18 protein-coding genes are annotated in these 20,787 nt (G+C 48.9%); 11 read left to right on the forward strand and 7 right to left on the reverse strand.

Translation table 11 applies throughout. The features are described 5' to 3' along the window. Positions 1 to 108 precede the first annotated feature (108 nt). Positions 109 to 1,542: a dihydrolipoyl dehydrogenase gene (gene lpdA, locus H6G89_RS12335; protein ID WP_190506523.1), complete on the reverse strand. Its 1,434-nt coding sequence runs from the start codon at positions 1,540 to 1,542 to the stop codon at positions 109 to 111. A 531-nt stretch (positions 1,543 to 2,073) separates the two neighbouring features. On the opposite strand from lpdA, the gene H6G89_RS12340 reads away from it, so the two are divergent. The 7 genes from H6G89_RS12340 (at position 2,074) to cofH (ending at position 8,860) form a co-directional block, all read left to right on the forward strand. Then, positions 2,074 to 2,328 carry a hypothetical protein gene (locus H6G89_RS12340; RefSeq protein ID WP_190506525.1) on the forward strand — a complete coding sequence of 85 codons (255 nt, stop codon included), beginning with the start codon at positions 2,074 to 2,076 and terminating at the stop codon, positions 2,326 to 2,328. Between the two features lie 63 nt (positions 2,329 to 2,391). Then, on the forward strand, positions 2,392 to 3,669 hold the full coding sequence (nagA, locus tag H6G89_RS12345) for an N-acetylglucosamine-6-phosphate deacetylase (protein WP_190506527.1): 1,278 nt from the start codon (positions 2,392 to 2,394) through the stop codon (positions 3,667 to 3,669). Positions 3,670 to 3,752: 83 nt separating this feature from the next. Then, complete coding sequence (locus tag H6G89_RS12350) at positions 3,753 to 3,944, forward strand: hypothetical protein (protein WP_190506529.1); 192 nt, start codon at positions 3,753 to 3,755, stop codon at positions 3,942 to 3,944. A gap of 15 nt (positions 3,945 to 3,959) precedes the next feature. After that, complete coding sequence (gene bchM, locus H6G89_RS12355) at positions 3,960 to 4,643, forward strand: magnesium protoporphyrin IX methyltransferase (RefSeq protein WP_190506530.1); 684 nt, start codon at positions 3,960 to 3,962, stop codon at positions 4,641 to 4,643. 275 nt (positions 4,644 to 4,918) lie between these two features. Next, a complete protein-coding gene (locus H6G89_RS12360) occupies positions 4,919 to 5,638 on the forward strand; it encodes a biliverdin-producing heme oxygenase (protein WP_190506532.1) in 720 nt (239 codons plus the stop codon). A 343-nt stretch (positions 5,639 to 5,981) separates the two neighbouring features. Next, a complete protein-coding gene (gene accC, locus H6G89_RS12365; protein WP_190506534.1) occupies positions 5,982 to 7,346 on the forward strand; it encodes an acetyl-CoA carboxylase biotin carboxylase subunit in 1,365 nt (454 codons plus the stop codon). A 362-nt stretch (positions 7,347 to 7,708) separates the two neighbouring features. Then, on the forward strand, positions 7,709 to 8,860 hold the full coding sequence (cofH, locus tag H6G89_RS12370) for a 7,8-didemethyl-8-hydroxy-5-deazariboflavin synthase subunit CofH (RefSeq protein WP_190506536.1): 1,152 nt from the start codon (positions 7,709 to 7,711) through the stop codon (positions 8,858 to 8,860). Here the strand turns inward: cofH and H6G89_RS12375 are convergent. The 3 genes from H6G89_RS12375 to H6G89_RS12385 form a co-directional block, all read right to left on the reverse strand. Further along, a complete protein-coding gene (locus tag H6G89_RS12375; RefSeq protein ID WP_190506538.1) occupies positions 8,850 to 8,987 on the reverse strand; it encodes a hypothetical protein in 138 nt (45 codons plus the stop codon). The genes cofH and H6G89_RS12375 overlap by 11 nt on opposite strands. 13 nt (positions 8,988 to 9,000) lie before the next feature. Next, positions 9,001 to 9,591, reverse strand: coding sequence for a hypothetical protein (locus H6G89_RS12380; RefSeq protein WP_190506540.1), 591 nt, complete (start codon positions 9,589 to 9,591; stop codon positions 9,001 to 9,003). Between the two features lie 370 nt (positions 9,592 to 9,961). After that, positions 9,962 to 10,267, reverse strand: a complete 306-nt coding sequence (locus tag H6G89_RS12385; RefSeq protein ID WP_190506542.1) for an NfeD family protein — start codon at positions 10,265 to 10,267, stop codon at positions 9,962 to 9,964. A gap of 270 nt (positions 10,268 to 10,537) precedes the next feature. On the opposite strand from H6G89_RS12385, the gene H6G89_RS12390 reads away from it, so the two are divergent. Beyond that, a complete protein-coding gene (locus H6G89_RS12390) occupies positions 10,538 to 11,893 on the forward strand; it encodes an NACHT domain-containing protein (protein ID WP_190506544.1) in 1,356 nt (451 codons plus the stop codon). Positions 11,894 to 12,218: 325 nt separating this feature from the next. Continuing rightward, positions 12,219 to 13,514 (forward strand): hypothetical protein, encoded by a 1,296-nt coding sequence (locus H6G89_RS12395; RefSeq protein ID WP_190506546.1) that lies wholly within the window; start codon positions 12,219 to 12,221, stop codon positions 13,512 to 13,514. Positions 13,515 to 13,710: 196 nt separating this feature from the next. Here the strand turns inward: H6G89_RS12395 and H6G89_RS12400 are convergent, their stop codons facing one another. The 3 genes from H6G89_RS12400 to H6G89_RS12410 all read right to left on the reverse strand — a co-directional run bounded on the left by H6G89_RS12400 (position 13,711) and on the right by H6G89_RS12410 (position 17,148). Further along, complete coding sequence (locus tag H6G89_RS12400; RefSeq protein WP_190506548.1) at positions 13,711 to 14,208, reverse strand: DM13 domain-containing protein; 498 nt, start codon at positions 14,206 to 14,208, stop codon at positions 13,711 to 13,713. Positions 14,209 to 14,606: 398 nt separating this feature from the next. Further along, positions 14,607 to 16,088: a sensor histidine kinase gene (locus tag H6G89_RS12405; protein WP_190506550.1), complete on the reverse strand. Its 1,482-nt coding sequence runs from the start codon at positions 16,086 to 16,088 to the stop codon at positions 14,607 to 14,609. A 172-nt stretch (positions 16,089 to 16,260) separates the two neighbouring features. After that, on the reverse strand, positions 16,261 to 17,148 hold the full coding sequence (locus H6G89_RS12410) for a pirin family protein (protein WP_190506552.1): 888 nt from the start codon (positions 17,146 to 17,148) through the stop codon (positions 16,261 to 16,263). Positions 17,149 to 17,482: 334 nt separating this feature from the next. Between H6G89_RS12410 and H6G89_RS12415 the strand changes: the two genes are divergently transcribed. Further along, positions 17,483 to 18,100 carry an FMN-dependent NADH-azoreductase gene (locus H6G89_RS12415; protein WP_190506554.1) on the forward strand — a complete coding sequence of 206 codons (618 nt, stop codon included), beginning with the start codon at positions 17,483 to 17,485 and terminating at the stop codon, positions 18,098 to 18,100. A 284-nt stretch (positions 18,101 to 18,384) separates the two neighbouring features. Continuing rightward, positions 18,385 to 20,421 (forward strand): magnesium-protoporphyrin IX monomethyl ester anaerobic oxidative cyclase, encoded by a 2,037-nt coding sequence (bchE, locus tag H6G89_RS12420; RefSeq protein ID WP_190506556.1) that lies wholly within the window; start codon positions 18,385 to 18,387, stop codon positions 20,419 to 20,421. Positions 20,422 to 20,787 lie beyond the last annotated feature (366 nt).

The raw sequence follows: 20,787 nt of genomic DNA on the forward strand, positions 1-20,787 counted from the left end.
TGAAGTCTTGGTTATTGCTCAATTGTGATGGGTCAATGGTCAATGGTGAATCCGTCTCTGACTAGAACCATCTACCATTGACGATTGACCATTGACTACTGACACCGACTAATGTGTTGCCAATGCCCGTTTGTATGCCTCATCCAGAACCTCTGAGAGGGTGGGATGGGTGTGAACCAGGAAGGCAAGTTCGTGAACGGAGCGGCGTTGGGCGATCGCATTGGCAGCTTCTTGAATCAAGTCAGACGCATGTAACCCGATAATGTGTGCGCCCAGCAATTCTCCGGTGTCCTGGCGATAAATCACTTTTGCCATACCGTCGGTTTCACCCTCGGCGATCGCCTTCGAGTTGCCCTTAAAGTAGGTGCGTGCGGTTGCCACCTGGAAGCCCTCTGCTTTGCCCAGTTCTTGAGCCGCAGGCTCCGTCATGCCGACAAAACTGACTTCGGGGTGTGTAAAGGCGGCAGCGGGAATGCTGCGGTAGTCTACTGTGCGCGATCGCCCACACATGGTTTCCACGGCGGCGATCCCCTGAGCGGAGGCAGCGTGGGCCAGCATCATCTTGCCAGTTGCATCCCCGATCGCCCAGAGATGAGGCACAGGCTGTCCATCTAAGAGGACTGCCATCTGGTCGTTGACGGTGATAAAGCCCCGGCGATCGGTTTCAATGCCGACGGTTTCCAAGCCCAAGTCTTGAGTCGCTGGAATCCGACCCGTTGCGACCAGGCAAGCATCGACCTCTAATACATCGACCACTTCCTTTGTCTTGGCATCTGCCAACTCAATTACAACCGGCGATCCGGGGGTAACTTTCATCGCCAGCGTCCCTACTTTGGTTTCGATGTCACGCGGCGCGATCAACACCCGTTGAGCCAGTTTTGCGATGTCGGGGTCAAACCCTGGCATTAATTGATCGAGTGCCTCGATCAGGGTCACTTCAGACCCTAAAGCGGTGTAGATGTCGGCAAACTCTAAGCCGATATAACCACTCCCAATGATGGCAACCCAGGACGGTAGCCAATCCAGCTTTAAGCCATCATCGCTAGTGAAAACGGTCTTGCCATCCAGTTGAACCCCCGGTGGCACAAAGGGAACTGACCCCGGCGAGAGAATAATATCTTGAGCCGTGACAACCTTTTCACCTGAGGCTGTGGCGATCGCGACTTTGTGAGCCCCTGCCAGCTTGCCGCGTCCCTGAATGACGTCAACTCCTAGCCGCTTGAGGCTGTTGGACATGTCGCCGCGAATTTTGGAAACCAGGTTTTTGGCGTGGTCAGCGATCGCCTGCCGTTCAAAGCTTACCTGCTCGACCTGAATTCCCAACGCTCTTAAGTGCTCAGCGTTACGCAACTCTCGTACCCGTCCTGAAGCAGCTAATAACGCCTTTGAGGGAATGCAGCCTCGATTGACGCAGGTTCCTCCCATGTCTCCGGCTTCAATAATTGCGGTTTTAAGACCACAACTGACTGCATGTAGGGCTGCGCCGTGACCACCAACCCCTGCACCTACAATCACCAAATCGTAATCAAATCCGTGACTCACTTCAGTCTCCCGTTCCGTTTTTTGCTATCGAAATGCTAAGCTCACCTGTTCAATTCTCATCTGGAGACGGTCAATTAGACAACCTGATGCCAAAGTTCTGATATCAAAGTTTGTATCTGTAACCATCCCAACTGGGATGGGAACGGGGTTGAGGGGCTTCGTCGTGAGCGGTTGACCTGAGAAGCCAAAAGAAGCACGCTGGCGATCGCTTGAACAGTTTAGCAGTCAATCTGGGTACTTTGTGATTGTGAGATATCACTGCATCGAGAGCCATGCAGCAGCCAGCAACAGGCTGTAGCGAATGGGCAGTGGAGTAAATTTAAGGAGTTCTTTCTCTCGATTTGTGGTCGTTCCCTGTTGTCAAGATTGATTGGTTCAGTGCATAAAGTAAACAATCTCCTCCGAAAAATATTCAGAGCAATTGAGGTGTTGCACCTGATAGTCAATCTCTGTCCCACTCTTCCGCTTGAAGTTAGTCACCATCACTGAGAAATATCCTATTGATCCTTCTTCCTTTTGGAGTCAAGCCTTATGAATCAAAGCCAGCAAGAGTTACGACGTGCCGCTGCTAAAGCATTCATGGAGTCGCTTGACCAGCTTGGAATGAGTCTCTCTAGCCCTGAGGAGGAAGTGTCTGAAGCCAAGCCTGCACCCGCAAGTCATGCCAAAACCGCTCCGCAAAAACCTCCGGCTTCAGCATCGTTGACCGTAGAAGAGTTAGAAGATGCAGTTGCCGATATTGAGCAGTTTATTCAGGGCATTCAAAACCAGAATTCTGAAGCCTAAACGGACGGAACCAACCGAGAATAGGGACTAGAATCGAGGTTTCTGTTTGAGGTTGACTGAGGAATGAGTGAAGCAACTCCAGTGGCAATGCGACGCCTTGCTCCCTTTGGGGCGATCGCCAATGCCCGCCTTCCGGGCTATGAAGGCTTACAGCAGATTGATTTAAACGGTCAACGACACATCGATCGCATTCTGCCAATGACGCAGAGTCAGGTTGAGCCATCCCCCTCGGTCGGACAAGTGTTGGATGTTGAGGGTGACTGGGTTTCGTTGGGTGGAGTCGATGTGCAGATCAACGGTGCATTAGGGTTAGCCTTTCCGGATCTGAGTCCTGAGAATGCCGACAAGTTGCCGCAGATCTGCAATTTTCTCTGGGATCAAGGCGTAGATGGGTTTTTGCCAACGCTGGTAACGACCTCGGTGGACAACATTCAGCGATCGCTCTCTACTCTGGCAAATCTGCCCTCATCGACCTCAGCCCAGATTATTGGCGTTCATCTGGAGGGACCCTTCCTCAACCCAACTAAACGGGGGGCGCATCCCGAAGCCCATCTGCTGCCCCTGACGATTGAGCAGGTCAAACGGGTGTTGGGGGATTATGCCTCGCTGGTCAAGGTGATGACGCTGGCTCCAGAGCTTGATCCTACAGGGACGGTGATCCCCTATTTGCGATCGCTGGGGATCACCGTCAGCCTGGGGCACTCGCAAGCCACAGCCACCCAAGCACAAGCTGCCTTTGAGCAGGGAGCCACGATGGTGACTCATGCCTTTAATGCCATGCCGGGGTTGCACCACCGGGAACCGGGTTTGTTAGCCGCCGCGATCGCCCATCCAGATGTTTCCTGCGGTTTCATTGCGGACGGTCAACACGTTGTTCCGCTGATGCTGGATCTGATGCTGCGAATGGGACGGGGCACCATTCCCCCAGCGTCTGCTACCCAGAGCTTTTTCCTGGTCAGCGATGCCCTCGCGCCACTAGGACTGCCCGATGGCATTTACCCCTGGGATGAGCGGGAGATTCAAGTCACCAAGGGTACGGCTCGACTTCTAGATGGCACCCTCTCTGGCACGACCCTGCCACTATTAACCGGAGTGCAAAATCTGGTGAACTGGGACATTTGTGACCCTACTGAGGCGATCGCTCTGGCAACTGAGGCTCCTCGAAGGGCGATCGGCTTACCGGGGTTGGAGCCGGGGCAGGTGGCTAATTTTTTGCGGTGGGGATTTGACAAAGCGACAGGGGAATTGACCTGGCAACGAGTTAATGGAGGACGTCAGTGGTCAATGGTTAGTGGTCAATGGTCAATGGTCAGTGGTCAGTGGTCAGTGGTCAATGGTTAATGGTCAATAGTCAGTGGTCAATGGTTAGTGGTCAATAGTCAATGGTTAGTGGTCAATGGTCAATAGTCAATAGTCAATAGTCAATGGTCAATGGTCAATGGTCAGGCTTCGGCAGGCTCAGCCAACTCGAAACTCCACCCTTCTACTCCCCACTCCCTTACTCCCCCACTCCCCTTCCCCTACTCCCCATTCCCTACTCCCTACTCCCCATTCCCTACTCCCTTCCCCCTGTCTGTCCCCTTTGTGCTTTAAGATTTATCAGAGGAACGTTTTAAGAAAGATTTCAAACTATGAACGGGGTAGATGACAAAACCGTCGTCCGCGAATATTTCAACGCCACGGGGTTCGATCGCTGGCGGCGGATTTATGGCGATGGTGAAGTTAATAAAGTGCAACTGGATATCCGGCAAGGTCATCAACGAACCGTTGATACTGTTTTGTCGTGGCTAAAGGAAGATGGCAACTGGGCTGGGCTAACCGTGTGTGATGCGGGCTGTGGCGTCGGTAGTCTCAGCATTCCGTTGGCACAAGCCGGGGCGATCGTCTACGCCAGCGATATTTCTGAAAAGATGGTAGGCGAGGCAAAAACGAGAGCATCTGAGGCGTTGGGACAAACGACAAACCCCACGTTCACCGTGCAAGATTTAGAAGGGTTGAGCGGTAGCTATCACACTGTAATTTGCCTGGACGTATTGATTCACTACCCTCAGGATAAAGCGGCACAGATGATCGCTCACCTCAGCAGTCTGGCAGAGTCGCGGTTGATTCTCAGCTTTGCGCCCAAAACTTTGGCATACACGGTGTTGAAGAAGATTGGTGACTTTTTTCCAGGTCCCAGCAAAGCCACTCGCGCTTACCTGCATCGAGAGTCAGATATCGTTAACATTTTGAAAGCTAATGGCTGGACGGTGCAGCGACAGGCGATGACCAAAACTCGGTTCTACTTTTCCCGGTTGTTGGAAGCGACTCGTTAATGATGGGGCGATCGCGTCTATTTGTAACTGCACATAAACTGTTACAAATCAACCTGTAGCAATGTATCAATCAGAGCTGTGATTTTGTAACGTAGTTGCGGCTTTTGGCGGGTTTAACCCGTCTTTTTTGTCACTTGTGTAAGAATTTTTAACAAAAACTCTCATCAAATCAGACTACTGTAACAATTTAGGTGGGTTTCTGGTCTTTAGTAAGCACCGATACTCCAGCAAAAAATTTTAGTGTCGAGACATTTTAGTAGTTAGGACTTAATAGCATGAGCAGTAATTTGGCAACTAAGTTGCGGGAAGGCACCAAAAAAGCTCACACCATGGCTGAGAATGTTGGCTTCGTTAAATGCTTCTTGAAAGGTGTTGTAGAAAAAACGTCTTACCGTAAGTTGGTGTCCAACTTCTACTTCGTCTATTCTGCGATGGAAGAAGAGATGGAACGCCATCGTCAGCATCCTATTCTTTCCAAAATTTATTATCCTGAACTGAACCGCAAAGCCAGTCTCGAACACGACCTCCACTACTATTTCGGTAACAACTGGAGAGAGCAAATTGCTCCCTCTCCTGCGGCTCAAGCCTACGTTCAACGCATCCGCGAGATCTCAAACACTGAGCCTGAGTTGTTGATTGCCCATTCCTACACCCGCTACCTGGGTGATTTGTCGGGTGGTCAAATCCTCAAGAACATTGCTCAACGGGCAATGAACCTCTCTGAAGGTGAAGGCATTGCGTTTTACGAGTTTGCTGATATCTCTGATGAGAAGGCATTCAAAGCCAACTATCGTCAAGCTCTGGATGAGATGCCAATTGATGACGCGACAGGCGATCGCATTGTGGATGAAGCCAATGCCGCTTTTGGTATGAATATGAAGCTGTTCCAGGAGTTGGAAGGCAATCTGGTCAAGGCGATCGGGCAAATGCTGTTTAACAGCTTGACTCGTCGTCGCACTCGTGGCAGCACTGAACTCGCTACCGCTGAGAACTAGAAAAATAAAGGCTAAAGGCAAAAGGCAGAACGCTAAAGGCTAAAGGCTAAAAAACAAGAAAGCTAAAGGGTAAAGATCAAGTGGGCTTCAGGGTGTCCGATTGGTTTTTATTCTTTAGCTTTTGTTTTTTCTTATCCTTCATCTTTTATCCTTTATCCTTCTCTTTTCCTTCCTCCTTCCCCCTCCGTGATAGGATAAACTTCTGGTACGACATTCCGAATCGCCGCAATTGCCTGAACTTGCGCGTCCCTAACTTCTATTGCAGTCCGGCTGAGATTTAACGACTCAGGGTGACTCGGAACAGGCTGTCTTACCTGCCCCTCACCCAGAAAAGACCTGGACGATGCGTTTTGACAAGATTTTGATTGCTAATCGAGGTGAGATTGCGCTCCGCATTCTCCGCACATGCGAAGAGATGGGTATTGCTACGGTTGCGGTGCATTCGACGATCGATCGCCATGCCCTTCATGTTCAGTTGGCAGATGAGGCGGTGTGCATTGGAGAACCTCCCAGTAGCAAAAGCTATCTCAACATTCCCAATATTATTGCAGCGGCTCTAACCCGCAATGCGACTGCGATCCATCCGGGGTATGGGTTTCTGGCAGAGAATGCTCGATTTGCCGAGATCTGCGCCGACCACCAGATTGCCTTTATTGGTCCTTCTCCCGATGCGATGCGGGCGATGGGCGATAAGTCTACGGCTCGCGACACCATGAAGCGCATTGGGGTGCCAACCGTTCCGGGGAGCGAGGGGCTTTTGAGTGATGAGCGTGAGGCATTGGCGATCGCCCAACAAATTGGCTATCCCGTGATGATCAAAGCCACAGCGGGTGGGGGTGGTCGGGGGATGCGTCTGGTGCGTGCCGAGGCAGACCTGGTGAAATCGTTTTTGGCGGCTCAAGGTGAGGCAGAAGCTGCCTTTGGTGACGCTGGTGTGTATCTCGAAAAATTTATTGAGCGTCCCCGTCACATCGAGTTTCAAATCCTGGCGGATACCTACGGCAATGTGATTCATTTGGGCGAACGCGACTGCTCCATTCAACGTCGCCACCAAAAACTCCTGGAAGAAGCACCCAGTCCAGCCCTCAGTTCCGAATTGCGGGAAAAGATGGGCGATGCAGCAGTGCGGGTTGCCAAGGCGATTAACTATGTCGGAGCAGGCACGATTGAGTTTCTGCTGGATCAGTCGGGTCACTTCTATTTCATGGAAATGAACACGCGGATTCAAGTCGAACATCCCGTTACTGAAATGATCACGGGGCTAGACTTAATCGCTGAACAGATTCGCATTGCTCAAGGAGAACCCTTGCGGTTGACACAGGAACAGGTAGAATTTCGTGGGCATACGATCGAGTGTCGGATCAACGCCGAAGATCCCGACTACAACTTCCGCCCCAACCCCGGTCGCATCAGCGGCTACCTCCCTCCGGGTGGGCCTGGAGTCCGGATGGATTCGCACGTCTACACCGATTACGAAATTCCCCCTTATTACGATTCCCTCATCGGCAAATTGATCGTCTGGGGACCCGATCGCCCCTCTGCGATTCGTCGAATGCGCCGTGCCCTGCGCGAATGCGCCATTACAGGACTATCTACGACCATCGGCTTTCATCAAAAGATTCTGGAAACTAAGGAGTTTGCTGAAGGCAAGGTCTATACCAACTTTGTAGAACAGTTGATGCAAGCCCTGAATGAGGCAAAGTCCTGAGGGAAAGAGTTGGGGAATTGGGAGTAGAGGGGTGATGGAGTTAGGGAGTAAGGGAGTTGGGGAGTAGGGAATGGGGAGTGCGAGTAGAGGGGTGGAGTTTCGAGTTGGCTGAGCCTGCCGAAGCCTGAGTTTTGAGTGAGTGATTCCTGATCATTGACCCCTGACTACTGACCCCTGACCTCTGACCATTAACGCTCAACGATTAACCATTGACCATTGACCATTGACCATTGACCCTTGACTACTAACCCCCGACCCCTAACCATTGACCCTTAACCCAACCTTGTTTCTCAATCTATAGAATTATCGGGTCAATTCCATTTAGCTGGCACAATGAAGAGTGATGTCATTGGTAATGGGCTGTGGTGACTCAAACGGTTGATTCGATTCTCGATCGCGCCTTAGCAGGGTTTGACTTGACCGAAGCGGAAGGGGTCGTTTTGTTGCAACAACAAGACGCTGAGGCGATCGCGTCGATTCGTCGGGCTGCGGATCAACTACGCCAACAGCAAGTGGGCGAAACCGTGACTTATGTGGTCAACCGCAATGTCAACTTCACCAACATTTGCGAACAGCACTGTAGCTTTTGTGCGTTTCGTCGCGACGAGGGAGAAACCGGAGCCTATTGGCTGGATGAATCTGCCATTCTAGAAAAAGTAACCGATGGGGTCAATCGGGGTGCGACCGAAATTTGTATGCAAGGGGGACTGAATCCCCAGGCAAAAATCGACGGCAAATCTCTGGCTTATTACGTCCGCTTGGTGAAGTTGATCAAAGAAGCCTTTCCGCAACTCCATCTCCATGCCTTCTCCCCACAAGAGGTGCAATTTATCGCACGAGAAGATGACCTGAGCATCGTGGATGTGATTGCAGACTTGCAGGATGCAGGTGTGGAGTCCATGCCGGGAACAGCAGCGGAAGTGCTGGATGACGAGGTGAGAAAGATACTCTGCCCTGAGAAGATCAATACGGCTGAATGGCTGGAAATTATGGAAACGGCTCACCAGTTGGGGATGCCGACCACGAGCACGATGCTATCAGGGCATATTGAAACTCCCGAACAGCAGATGAAACATTTGGGCTTGTTGCGATCGCTCCAACAAAAAAATGCCAGACGGGGCGATCGCGGCTTTACAGAGTTCATTCTCTTGCCGTTTGTCGGGCAGGACGCGCCCAAACCACTGCGGAAACGAGTCGGACGCGATCAACCTGTTCTATCCGATGCTCTTTTGCTGACCGCTGTAGCTCGCATCTTTTTGGGCAACTGGATCGACAACCATCAGCCCAGTTGGGTCAAGTTGGGCTTAGAGGGGGCAACTGAAGCCTTGAACTGGGGTTGCAATGATATCGGTGGCACTTTGATGGAGGAACACATCACCTCAATGGCGGGTGCCCAAGGCGGAACCTGCAAAACGGTAGAAGAGTTGCAAACGGCGATTCAATCGGTCGGTCGCCCCTATCGTCAACGTGACACGCTGTATCGAGCCATTCGTAAGCAATTAGTCATTGGATAATCAGGTATAGCCGTAGCCACATTCGATGGGGCAGAGGCGAGTCAGAAAACTCCTCTAGAATCAGGGTTTGAGCCGTAACCTTTCTTTGTCCTAAGCTTTCTACCAGAGCTATATTTGCATTCAGCAACGCTGATAATTCATCAGTCCAGGAAACAATCCGCAATCCAACCCACTTGATTAGCCCGTGTTCGGTTTTGGGCACCTGGCTCAGGGGAGGGTAATAGTTCTGCATGATTAATGACCTGATACCAGGTAACACCATCAATCTGGGTTGTCTCTCCTGTCAACGTAACCCACGCTCCTTGGGGAGCAATTCCCCGAATTGTCAAAGGGGTTAGGGCTGGTTCATCTCGAAAGTTGGCTCCATCATAATTCATGCCATTGCAGTCGTTAATTTGAGTTTGAGATCTGGGTATTGGACGAGATGTTTTCTCCTCTAGGGGCTGCAATGAGTTGTTAGGTTCTTCATTGGTTGGTAGTCCCCATACAGCAACGGATTGTTCTACAACTTCTAGACGTTCATCTTGAGACACATCTTCTGGATTTGGAGCAAGTGACGGATCTTCTACGGTTGAGCTTGAAGCCTCAAATGCTCTCTGAACAGCTATAAAGAGAACGATTGTGACCAAAGCGATCGCCACATTTTTCCCAAAACCGTTATCAGGAGAGGGTGGGCTAGGTGGCTTTTCTGGAACCCACCGTACTTCTAAGTGACCTTTACTATCTAGCATGATTAAGAGTGATAAATAGATGGTGTATAGCAACCGAGGGGTTGTTTAGGACGGGGCACAGGGGTGGAGTTCCTGACTGGAAGCGCAGCCCCCAAACGCTCTTGTATTAACTGTTTCGACAGTTGCTAGAGCGAGTACAAATTCAAATGCGTTCATATCCGAAAAGAGTTAATTCACATTTTCAAGATATGCAGGACTAGCGCAGTCAGATCCCCCAAACCCCCTTAGAAAGGGGGCTTCTGGAATTCCCCCCTTTTCAAGGGGGGCTAGGGGGGATCCAAGCTTTAGGCTTCAAGTGCGTAAGTCCTAATATGAAAAAGACAACTCAATTAGTGGTTTTAGTGTTCTGGAAATACGCCACTAGTACTCTCTAAAGACCTAACCAAAACATTGAAACTACATCCAAATCAATTGCTGCACAGGTAGGTTCAACACACAGCGTTGTGTTATCACGACTGACGACGTAAACCTGTTCACCGCTATGAAGAACTGACCCACTGGGGCAATAGGCTGACCACAAGATTGATTGAAAGCGAACCCAACCTGTTTTTCCTGGTTCGATCGTTTCAACAACGATCGCCTCATTTTCAATGCAAGGTGTGTTAACTGTGGATGGGCTAGCGTGAGATGTATCACGGTTGCTCAAACGGCTAAACCAATTCTTGAAGGGCAACATAGGATTGACTCCTGAGTGACGACAGAAACTCCATCCCTGGGGCATGTTTTCAGTCTATTCAGGAGTTCACAGCCCTTCAATTCAGCGGACTTCAGAGTTTTTCAGGCTGATCCAAAAAGTCAATTCCGTAAAGTTCAGCAAATTTCAGTGGAGTTGCTGCTAACCCAGTGAGAATCCAGGTTCTCGAAAAAGTTCAGCAAAATATCAGTAGAGTTCAGCAAAGTTCAGCCTTAAACTGATGGCTAGTGTGCATCTCTACCAAAATTTATCATGGACGCTGAAGAAGCATTGAGGTTTGTCAATGAGTTGTTGTCTCAACAGGGTAAACGGCTCACCGACTTACAGAGATTTGTCTTTTTAGGCACCTGGGTTGGCAAAGATTATCAAACCATTCATCGGGAACATTCGGATCGCTGTTCGCTCGACCACCTCAAGCGGAATGTGGCGTATCAGTTGTGGAAATTGTTGTCAGAAGTGTTCGATGAAAAGGTTTCAAAAAGTACCTTACAAAATTGTGTTCATCGAGCACTACAAAAGTGGCAGCAACCAGAGGCACCCCTTTATTCTTTGCCTCAACCTGAGCTACTGCCAACGGCACCCCTTTATTCCGTGCCTCAACCTGAGCCAAGACATTCGATTGAAGATTGGGGAGATGCTCCCTCCGCCACTTCCTTCTATGGCTATGCTCAACTGCTAAACTCGCTCAATCATGTTATTCGAGTTAATCTGTGTCGATTGATCTCCCTCTATGGCATCAGTGGCGTTGGCAAAACAACGATCGCCCTCCAGTTAGCTCTCCAGGTGCGAGAGCAGTATGAATTTGTGATCTGGCGATCGCTGCAACAAGCTCCGTTACTTGCCGATCTGTTAGCCGAATTGACGTACCATCTTTCCCATCAGCAAGAGCGTAGCGTTGATCTGAGTCACTTCATGCGCTACATCACAGAGCACCGTTGTTTGGTCATTTTAGATGGGTTAGAAGCGGTGTTAAACCCTGGTGTGCATGATGGCTCTTACAGAGCAGGCTACGAAGCCTATGGTGCTCTGTTGCGCCAGGTGGGAGCCACGGCTCATGAAAGCTGTTTAATCATAACGACACAGGAAAATCCGAGAGAAATCGTAGAAGCAGAGGGCAATCATGGATACGTTCACTCTGAGGTCATCAAAGGCTTGAGTGTGAGTGGAACCAAGCAGTTACTGATGGACAAACGATGCTCAGGCAAAGACAATCAATGGCGGGAGATGACTTATCGGTATTGGGCGCATCCTTTCATTTTGAGTGCGATCGCCACCGACATTCGAGAATTTTGTAAAGGAGATACAGCTTTATTTCTAGAGCAATTTAAGGATCCCTTAGCGTTGATCCCCGACAGTATGCGTTCTCGATTGGAGCAGCAATTGGAACGGCTATCTCCGGCAGAACACCAAATTGTCAGTTACCTGCTGACCTGTGAGGAGCCTGTATCCCTTTCGGAATTACAACAGGCGACAGGGCAACGGATGTCTGCTGGGGAATTGATGAATGTGTTGCGATCGCTCAAACGCCGAGCATTCATTGATACGGATGAAAAGTGCTATTTCTTACAGAGATTGGTGATGCAATATTTACAGCAGTCAAACCCATAGATCTCGGTTTATACTGACCCGATCCCAATATTTTTTCTTGACTAAATTACCAATCTTGTAGTATCTACTTAGATAAAGACTTCTCGAATACTAACTATTACGTCTCAGAGGCTATAGCCACTATCAATGCTTCGTCATTTGAATCAGACGTTGCATTGTTGTTCTTAGGTTGCTGGAATTACTGTTTTCAAAGGTTAAACGCTGCTCTCGAAGGAATTGAGGTGATTCACAAGTAATCACCCATCTTGTTCTACCCAAAATCGGTATTTCCCGATCGCTCGTTTTATCTTTGCGCTTCTCTGTCTGGGCGCGTCATCTACCTACCATGTATAACAGTCAAAGCGGTTTCGACGCTGATGCAAATTGCATATTTGAACATTTATTGGAGTTACGAGAAACATCCCATGGCAATGAACTGCTGAAGCGGTTTAAGGCATTATTTTTGGACGGGGATCACTACCCTGAACCGAGAATTCGAGAAGCCTTAAATCGCATTCTGAAGTCTCATCGGGCAGAACAGGGATTTGCCAACGTCTTCAATCGTTCCTGCTACATTCTCATCAACTATTGGTGGTTAAAGCGGCATTGGCAGTTGACCTCCAAATTAATTCAATTGATTGATGAAGCCGCAACTCGACCTGCGACCTCGACTGCAACCGCTGTCCTGCGCAGGCAGTTACAACGGTTCACACAATCTGAAAAATATCAACAACTGCTTGACTGTGAGCGAGTGATCAATTTCATTCCTCCAGGCAGCACGCGGGAAGTGGAGTTGATTGGAGGATTGATCTCCCAATATCCCTATCTGTATCCCTATTACTTAAAACAGTGGGATAGCCAGGATTCGGGATACGATGCGCTCAGGCAGCTTCAATATAATCGTGAAAAGGAGTTTGAGACGACCTTGTTCAACTACCTGAAGAGTTGCCGTCAAGAGAGCCACAACTCCTCTCGTCGGTTGGTTGTTGTTCCTCAAAAGCCAACATCCCTGTCGCCTGAAGACTTGCAGTATGCAATTCGGATTTTTGCTGGGAAAGTTGAAGGATCTCGCTCCTACCAGGATACCGCTCAACAGTTTCTAACGACCTTCAATCAACTGCCTACTCACCGAATGGCAAAACAAAAGGTAGGAGATTATCTGATTCAGGCTATTCAACACACGCCGCAACCCAGCTATGGAGAGCATAACTTTAACCATTGGTTAAGCAAACAGCTCAATACCAGCCAGTTTGAGCGCGACAACTCCAAACCTAACCATGGTTTGCTGATGCACCTCTGCCGCGATCTAATCGATGCATTGATTGTTCCTCCGTCTGCTCAAAAAATTGAAAATCATTTCATGTTTGTGGATTTGATTACTAACTTAGGAGCCACATTTGCGACTGGGCTTCTGCTCAAGATCGTGTTGCTCTGTCGAGCGTTTCCAGAAAATCTAAAAGCAATGCGAGAGCATGTTGCAAAACAATTTGCGGCTCTGTTTAAGCACTATGAAAAATCTGCAAAAGAAGATTTGAAATGGCTAATTGAGTGTCTGGATAACTGGCTCATTGCCTCTACCATTCACTTTGGACGTTGGGAGCAATCCGTCTGGTCGTCTTTGCTGTCAACAAACCGTCCGTAAATTGCTCGCAAATTATAGCCTTGGTCAGAAAGAAGGCAAAGGCAATGGCTCAAACCTTGATGCTGGGGAAGCTTTCTGACTCGTCTCCGCCCCATCAAATGTGGCTACGGCTGTAGATCTTGATCAACGTTGGGTGAATGCTTAGCACTCACCCAATTCTTTCATGGTTGCTACAGATTAGACTGTTGAGTTGTCATCACTGGCGAATGCTGGCATTGGTTGCAGGATTGAGAGGAGCATAACCAAAGGTTGCATTTGCCATGCGACACCAAATGACAACAGAGTCAAAATTTTCAATGGCAATGCTGTCTGGAATGGGATAGCGTTGAGCACCGCTATACTCCCGTAGACCTCCTAGATTGATAACACTTCCTAAGTTGGTGTAGGACTGTGGGGGACGGTTGGTTGAGTCTAACAAAACGTGCAAATCAGGACCCATATTGCTGGTGCTAAAGGCTGCATCCAGTTCTAAATAACGGTGCCCATTTTCAGTCACGATGCGGGCTGTGCCAGTGGTGGGTGCTTCACCAGCGACAAAAGTACCTGTTGCGATCGCAACAGATTGGCTTTGTGCGATGACTTGGGGGGTCAATGTTTCAGCATTACCTCTGCTTTGAAATGCAGGAACGCCAACAACTGGGACTGCAAAAAGGAGCGCAGAAGTGACGCTGAATGCCAAACGGTTGAGTTTCATAATTCAACTTCCTTATAAGAGCGGGAGGCTTCAAACCATGACCCTATATTGACCTGGCTTATTTTGCTGAAAATGATTTTTATCTAAGAAATTGCAAGACAAAACTGAAATTCAGCTGAGAGTTGATGAAGGAATTCTCAGTCCTTATATAGAACCAGCAACGATTGACCATTGACCAATGACGATTGACCATTGACCCTATCTCAGGCTTCTTCATGGATTAAATAGGATAGCTATATATAATGTCAGTTCGGGTTAAGACTCTGGCGAATGAATTCGCGGCTACCGAAAATCAAGGGTTAGACGAACCGAACAAAGACTGAATATTCGAAATGGGTTGTAGGATTAGCCCCGAATTGATGTGAGGGTGGGTTATGGGAGAAGGCACACGATTTCGGTTATTTCACAGGAAGCGTAATTGTAAAGGTGCTGCCCTGACCCAGTTTAGAGGCAACGGTCACCTGCCCTCCCATACCTTCGACGAGCGACTTAACGATGGCTAATCCTAGCCCCACTCCTCCAGTCGAGCGGGCGCGTGCCTCATCAACGCGATAAAACCGTTCAAAAATCCGTGCCTGTTGTTGTAGAGGAATGCCACAACCGCGATCTAACACTTGAATCGTAGCCTGTTTCTCAGTTTGAGCGAGTTTGACGATGATTAATTCATCGGAGTCAGAATACTTCACCGCATTGTCAATCAGATTGACCAGAACTTGCGTCAGGCGATCGCGATCGGTTTTGACGTAAATAGGCGATTGTTCTGCTTCGATATGAATGGCGCGATCGCTAAATTTCTCGCCCATCCCCACAATCTCTTTAATCAGATCATTCAGCACAATCGTCTCTAATCGCAACGGTAGATAGCCACCATCGGCGCGTGCTAACTCCAGCAAGTCTTGTAGCAGTCGAACGGTGCGATCGGTTTCCGCTGCCGCAATTTCCAATGCTTCTTTTTGAGAGCTACTTAAACTACCGCTACGTCGCAATAAGCTTTGTAGATAACCCGATATAACCGCTAATGGCGTGCGGAGTTCATGGGAAACATTGCTAACAAACTGACGGTGCTCCTCCCAGGATCGAGCCAGACGAGAGAGCATTTTGTCTAGCATTTGCGCCAGTTCTTGAACTTCGTAGGGCGCAGACTTTAGATCGAGGTGTGCTTGACTCAACTCGTTAATCGAAATCGTCTCGGCAAACTGGCTCATTCTTCGCAGTGGCTGGAGCGATCGCCGAATGTAAATCGCAATGACAATTGTCAATAGCAAAATTGCAACGATGGTGGCAAAGCTGACCTGCCGAATCGCAGTAATCAGCATTTTTTGTTTTTCGGTGATGTCTTGAGCCAGATAAAACCGCCCAATTGAGCCATTTTCGATCGCCAGAGGACTGCTATGCAGCAAAAGATAGCGCATTGGCAGGGTGCCCTCATCACTGATGCGATAGACTTGCGGCTCAATGGGCATCTCTGAGAGCGACATCAGCATGTCTTGAAAGGACTGGGGAGCTTGATTCAGCGATTGCGATCGGGCGATAATTTCGCCATCCGGATGGGTCACCCAGATCATCAAGCTAGATGAGTTGTGGATGACCTCAGTCTCCGCTTGTGAAATGGCTCGTTGTACAGCCTCTTCAAGGGGCAGCATTTCATGATACAAAGCCACGTCTTGGGGGAAGCGATCGGTAATGTACTTCACGTTCTGGATATGCGTGGCGACCAGCAGTTGTTGCATCGTCCAACTGATCCAAATGGCGACACCACCTAACCCCACTGCCAGAGCGACTGTAATTCCTGCTGTTAGGCGAAGCTGCAACGACGAAGGCATCAACCAGTGCCGCCTGCTTTGATTCACCACTTGAATTGCTTGATCAACAAACTTCATTCCCAACCACGGCTTGCCTTAACCGTCATGACGGCTGCCATTCTCTTTACTCTAAAGTAAATGTTTTAAAGAAATATGATTTTTTCCTGAGCATACTTCACTGAATGAAAGCAACGGCAGGGGAGCGTGTAATACGGCTACCCGTGCTCACTGCCCTGGTGTTGTTATGCTTTCATGAAAAAGGATTGGCTTCCGTTACAACTTCTGGTAGAAGAATGAATTCGGTTTCGTCTGGAACGGTGGCAAAGCGGCACTCCCGCCAGTCCCGTTTGGCTTGCTCAATTCGTTCTGGGCGACTGGAAACAAAATTCCACCATTTATAGCGGGTGCCGAGGGGTTCTCCCCCGATGACGATGCAACGAGCAGCAACGCTAGCAGAAACAGTCACGATCGCCCCCGGTGTGAGAATTGCCAACCGATAGGGAGGTAGTGGTTTGTGATTAATTTCGACTCCTTCTGTAACGCTGTAGATGGCGCGATCGCTGTAGTCAGCGGGAATGGTGCAGTGAGACTGCGGCGTGAGGACAATATCCAGATACAAAATCGGTGAAAACACTTTTACCGGAGATGTGTAACCTGCCGCTTGACCAGCAATCAGCGTCACGGTTGCTCCAGTTTCCTGCCAGGTCGGCAAGGTATCCGCAGGATAGTGATGAAACCAGGGGTCAGTTTCTTCCTGGTCTTGGGGGAGGGCAACCCAGGTCTGGATACCGTGAATCGTAGCTTCGTTGGCACGATCACGATCGGGCGATCGCTCAGAGTGGACAATCCCCGTTCCTGCGGTCATCCAGTTGACTGCCCCCGGTTGAATTTCCTGCACCGTTCCCAAACTGTCACGATGCATCAATGCACCCTCAAACAAATAGGTGACAGTTGCCAGATTGATGTGGGGGTGTGGTCGGACATCAATGCCTTTGCCCACCGGGAGGAGAGATGGACCCAAATGGTCAAAAAAGATGAAAGGACCAACCATTTGACGATTGGGGTAGGGCAAGCTGCGGCGGGCAATAAACCCGCCTAAGTCCTTAACGTCGGGTTCGATGAGTTGTTCAAAGGGCATGATGGGACTGGGGAGAAAAATGGTTGATAACACATTCTAGTGGAATGGCAAACTTAAAAATGCCCAATTCTTGCGTTGATGATCACCCCTACTCAACTTATAGGTTTGATAGTGATCTAGAACTGCTTTGTTGATCACATAACTATATTTTCAGTTGATCAGGTCACCCTGTTGCCTCTCTGTTTCATCATTTATTGTTGTTTTTTGTCTATTGTTGTTTTTGTTTTTTGCAGTGGTTTACCTCTAGAGGGTTTACGCCTAAATTTTATCTATACTCGTTTGAGTGGTTCTCAAACTACATCCATATCACTACCCTCTTTTGGAAGTTATACCAATGGTTCACCTTCTCCATATCGACAGCAGCCCACGCGGTGAGCGTTCCGTTTCTCGCATGCTTACGAAAGAGTTTGTTACCAAGTTTCAGGCTGCTTATCCGGATACGTCTGTGACTTACCGTGATTTAGGACATTATTCTGTGCCGTTTGTTAGCGAAGACTGGATTGCGGCGGCCTTTTCTGCCCCCACGGATCACACCCCTGAGATGGCAGCGGCAATTCGGATCTCGAATGAACTCGTGGATGAGTTTTTGGCGGCTGATTTTTATGTGATCGGTGTACCAATGTACAATTTCGCAATTCCAGCCGTGTTCAAAGCCTATCTCGATCAAATTATCCGTGCTGGGCGCACATTTGCGGTGGATGAGAGTGGCAATTATCAAGGGTTGGTTCAGGGTAAAAAGATGGTCATCATCACCGCACGCGGTGGCACTTATCCCGAAGGCACGCCTTACTATAGCTATGACATGCAAGAACCCTATCTGCGTCTGGCATTTGGCTTTATCGGCATTACCGATATCCAAGTCATTCATGCAGACAACTTAATGGCAAAAGGGGATGTGCGAGATCAGGCGATCGCCACTGCCAAGTCGGCTCTAGCAGAAGCCGTGAAATAAGAAGTTCTCCTCCAGGTTCTCTAGCTGAGGGATGTGTTACATCCCTCAGTTTTTTTATGGATGGCGATCGCTATAGAAATGAGGGTGTTGCTGATCCGACATATGAATCTTGTAGGAGATTGGCATTACGTACCAAACCCTCGGTCTGTTGGAATGGCAGGAGGGAGAAAGTAAATAAAAAGCAAAATTCATCTTATAATTACTCAAACGCTATATAGTTATTAATGTTTTTCAGGCGATCGCTCATTGAACCTGAACTCGCTGGAGAGGAGGAAGACAACACAATGCGTATCCTGATGATTCAACCCAACTACCATTCGGGTGGCGCGGAAATTGCCGGAAACTGGCCCCCCAGTTGGGTGCCCTATGTCGGTGGTGCATTAAAAACAGTGGGCTTTCAATCGGTTCGCTTTATCGATGCCATGAGCAACCATATCGATGACGTGGAGTTGGCAGCCCAAATTAAAGCCTACCAACCGGATGTGGTGCTGGTGACAGCGATTACGCCGATGATCTACAAATCGCAGGCAACCCTGAGGCTGGTTAAAACAATTTGCCCCCATGCCAAAGCAATCATGGGAGGAATTCATCCCACCTATATGTATCGCGAAGTGCTGCGGGAAGCTCCCTGGGTGGATTACATTATCCGAGGAGAAGGTGAAGAAATCACCGTGAACCTGCTGCAAGCGATCGCCAATGGCACTGATGAGCGCGATCGCCACAGCATTTTAGGGATTGCGTTTCTCGATGATGGAAAAATCGTTGCTACCCCGGCTCACCCACCGATTAAAGACTTAAATACCCTAACCCCAGATTGGAGTTTGTTGGAATGGGATAAATACATTTACACTCCGCTGAATACCAGAGTTGCGGTTCCCAATTACTCACGGGGTTGTCCCTTCCGCTGCCGCTTTTGTTCTCAATGGAAGTTTTGGCGTAAGTATCGATCGCGTTCTCCCAAACACTTTGTTGATGAAATCGAGTACTTAGTTAAAGAACATCATGTTGGATTTTTTATTCTGGCTGATGAAGAACCAACTATTAATAAATCTCGCTTTGTTGCACTTTGCCATGAGTTAATTGAGCGTAATTTAAATGTGCATTGGGGCATTAATACACGAGTTACTGACATTCTGCGCGATGAAAAGGAGTTACCGTTGTATCGCAAAGCTGGACTCGTTCACGTCTCTTTAGGAACAGAAGCGGCTGCACAACTCAATTTGAACTTATTTCGTAAGGAAACAACGATCGCCGATAACAAAAAAGCTGTGCAATTACTGCGCGATAATGGCATTCTGGCAGAGGTTCAGTTCATCATGGGGCTACCCAGTGAAACCTCAGAAACGATTGAGGAAACCTATCGCATGGCGCGGGACTGGAAAGCCGACATGACCAACTGGAACATGTACACGCCCTGGCCGTTTGCTGAATTGTTTCAAGACTTACAAGATAGAGTTGAAATCCGTGATTATTCTCACTACAACTTTGTCACACCGATTATCAAGCCAGACAACATGACGCGAGAGGAAGTCTTAAAGGGAGTCCTTCGCAACTATGCGCGTTTCTACTCCTGGAAGTTTCTGGAATATTGGTTTGAAAAAGACCCTTTCAAACGTCGCTATTTGCTGGGCTGTCTCTGGGCATTTGTTAAAACCACAATTAATAAACGGTTCTACAATTTGAATCGGGTCAAGCAAAAAGGATTGCACACCGAAATTGAATTTGGTTTCGATGAATCGAGAATTCTCACGGCTGACCAGATGGCGCAGCTAAAACGAGAAAGTTCTGCGGATGTTGATTTCGTCGGTACAGTTTCTGCTTGCGGTGCCCCCAGTGACCTATCGGTGGGTGACGGCTACGTGAAGGAACACAATCCCCATGATGTGATTCAGGTAGCGGTGATTGAAGCGGATGAGCAAACCCGAATTCAGTTGCGGGTGGATCTGCGATCGCAACCGGATATTGAGGTCGCCAGTGAAGCCACCAATGCGGAGACAGGATTGGTCTTGCTGGAGTCGATCGATGTGGATGTGGCGGTTGTCGATGCCACGTTGCCTGACATGGATCTGACCAAATTCATTCGCACTGCCCGCAAGGTTCAGTCCAACTCCTATGTGATTCCCTCGAAGATCTTGATATTGGTGACGGCTGATCAGCGATCGCTGATCGCTGATGCGCTAGCGGTGGGGGTCGATGGCTACTGCTTAAAAAACACCTCAGTGCAACAGTTGGCAGAAGCAGTACGGTTAACCCATCGACAGGGGAAATATCACGATCCGGCGATCGCTCTTTCATTAGAATCCGTTGTTCCAAGGGGTTGAGCCTGAATTAAGTAGATAGCCCTAATTGAACGTAGGATGTGTTAGGCGTAGCCGTAACGCATTAAGCCCTTTGCTGGCATGGGTTACGCAATGCGAAGCAGTTCCCCCTGGCGGAGTAATCGCTAACCCATCCTACGAAAAACTCTGGTTATTGACGACCATCTACTTAGTACAACTCGTCGTAAATAAGGGTGGGAATTTAGGGTGCAGGGGTGGAACCCCTGGCTGGGGGCGCAGCCCCCACACCCCCCTGGTTTTATTTCCAGGGTTTAGCAGACTAATCTCTCTCCTGCAATGGATTTGACGGCAAAACCCGCCCCTACCCAATATCGAACTTATTTAATTCCCATTCCTTAATACCAATTC

This window comes from Oscillatoria sp. FACHB-1407 (assembly GCF_014697545.1).
Lineage (GTDB): Bacteria > Cyanobacteriota > Cyanobacteriia > Elainellales > Elainellaceae > FACHB-1407.

What these genes read in the sequence shown, in the direction of transcription:
- H6G89_RS12390 (WP_190506544.1), top strand. Translation starts at nt 10,538, where the DNA reads ATGGACGCTGAAGAAGCATTGAGGTTTGTCAATGAGTTGTTGTCTCAA.
- bchE (WP_190506556.1), top strand. Translation starts at nt 18,385, where the DNA reads ATGCGTATCCTGATGATTCAACCCAACTACCATTCGGGTGGCGCGGAA.
- H6G89_RS12405 (WP_190506550.1), bottom strand. Translation starts at nt 16,088, where the DNA reads ATGAAGTTTGTTGATCAAGCAATTCAAGTGGTGAATCAAAGCAGGCGG.
- H6G89_RS12385 (WP_190506542.1), bottom strand. Translation starts at nt 10,267, where the DNA reads ATGTTGCCCTTCAAGAATTGGTTTAGCCGTTTGAGCAACCGTGATACA.
- H6G89_RS12380 (WP_190506540.1), bottom strand. Translation starts at nt 9,591, where the DNA reads ATGCTAGATAGTAAAGGTCACTTAGAAGTACGGTGGGTTCCAGAAAAG.
- H6G89_RS12350 (WP_190506529.1), top strand. Translation starts at nt 3,753, where the DNA reads ATGGTCAATGGTCAATGGTCAGGCTTCGGCAGGCTCAGCCAACTCGAA.
- bchM (WP_190506530.1), top strand. Translation starts at nt 3,960, where the DNA reads ATGAACGGGGTAGATGACAAAACCGTCGTCCGCGAATATTTCAACGCC.
- H6G89_RS12340 (WP_190506525.1), top strand. Translation starts at nt 2,074, where the DNA reads ATGAATCAAAGCCAGCAAGAGTTACGACGTGCCGCTGCTAAAGCATTC.
- accC (WP_190506534.1), top strand. Translation starts at nt 5,982, where the DNA reads ATGCGTTTTGACAAGATTTTGATTGCTAATCGAGGTGAGATTGCGCTC.
- H6G89_RS12395 (WP_190506546.1), top strand. Translation starts at nt 12,219, where the DNA reads ATGTATAACAGTCAAAGCGGTTTCGACGCTGATGCAAATTGCATATTT.
- H6G89_RS12410 (WP_190506552.1), bottom strand. Translation starts at nt 17,148, where the DNA reads ATGCCCTTTGAACAACTCATCGAACCCGACGTTAAGGACTTAGGCGGG.
- nagA (WP_190506527.1), top strand. Translation starts at nt 2,392, where the DNA reads ATGAGTGAAGCAACTCCAGTGGCAATGCGACGCCTTGCTCCCTTTGGG.
- H6G89_RS12360 (WP_190506532.1), top strand. Translation starts at nt 4,919, where the DNA reads ATGAGCAGTAATTTGGCAACTAAGTTGCGGGAAGGCACCAAAAAAGCT.
- H6G89_RS12415 (WP_190506554.1), top strand. Translation starts at nt 17,483, where the DNA reads ATGGTTCACCTTCTCCATATCGACAGCAGCCCACGCGGTGAGCGTTCC.
- H6G89_RS12400 (WP_190506548.1), bottom strand. Translation starts at nt 14,208, where the DNA reads ATGAAACTCAACCGTTTGGCATTCAGCGTCACTTCTGCGCTCCTTTTT.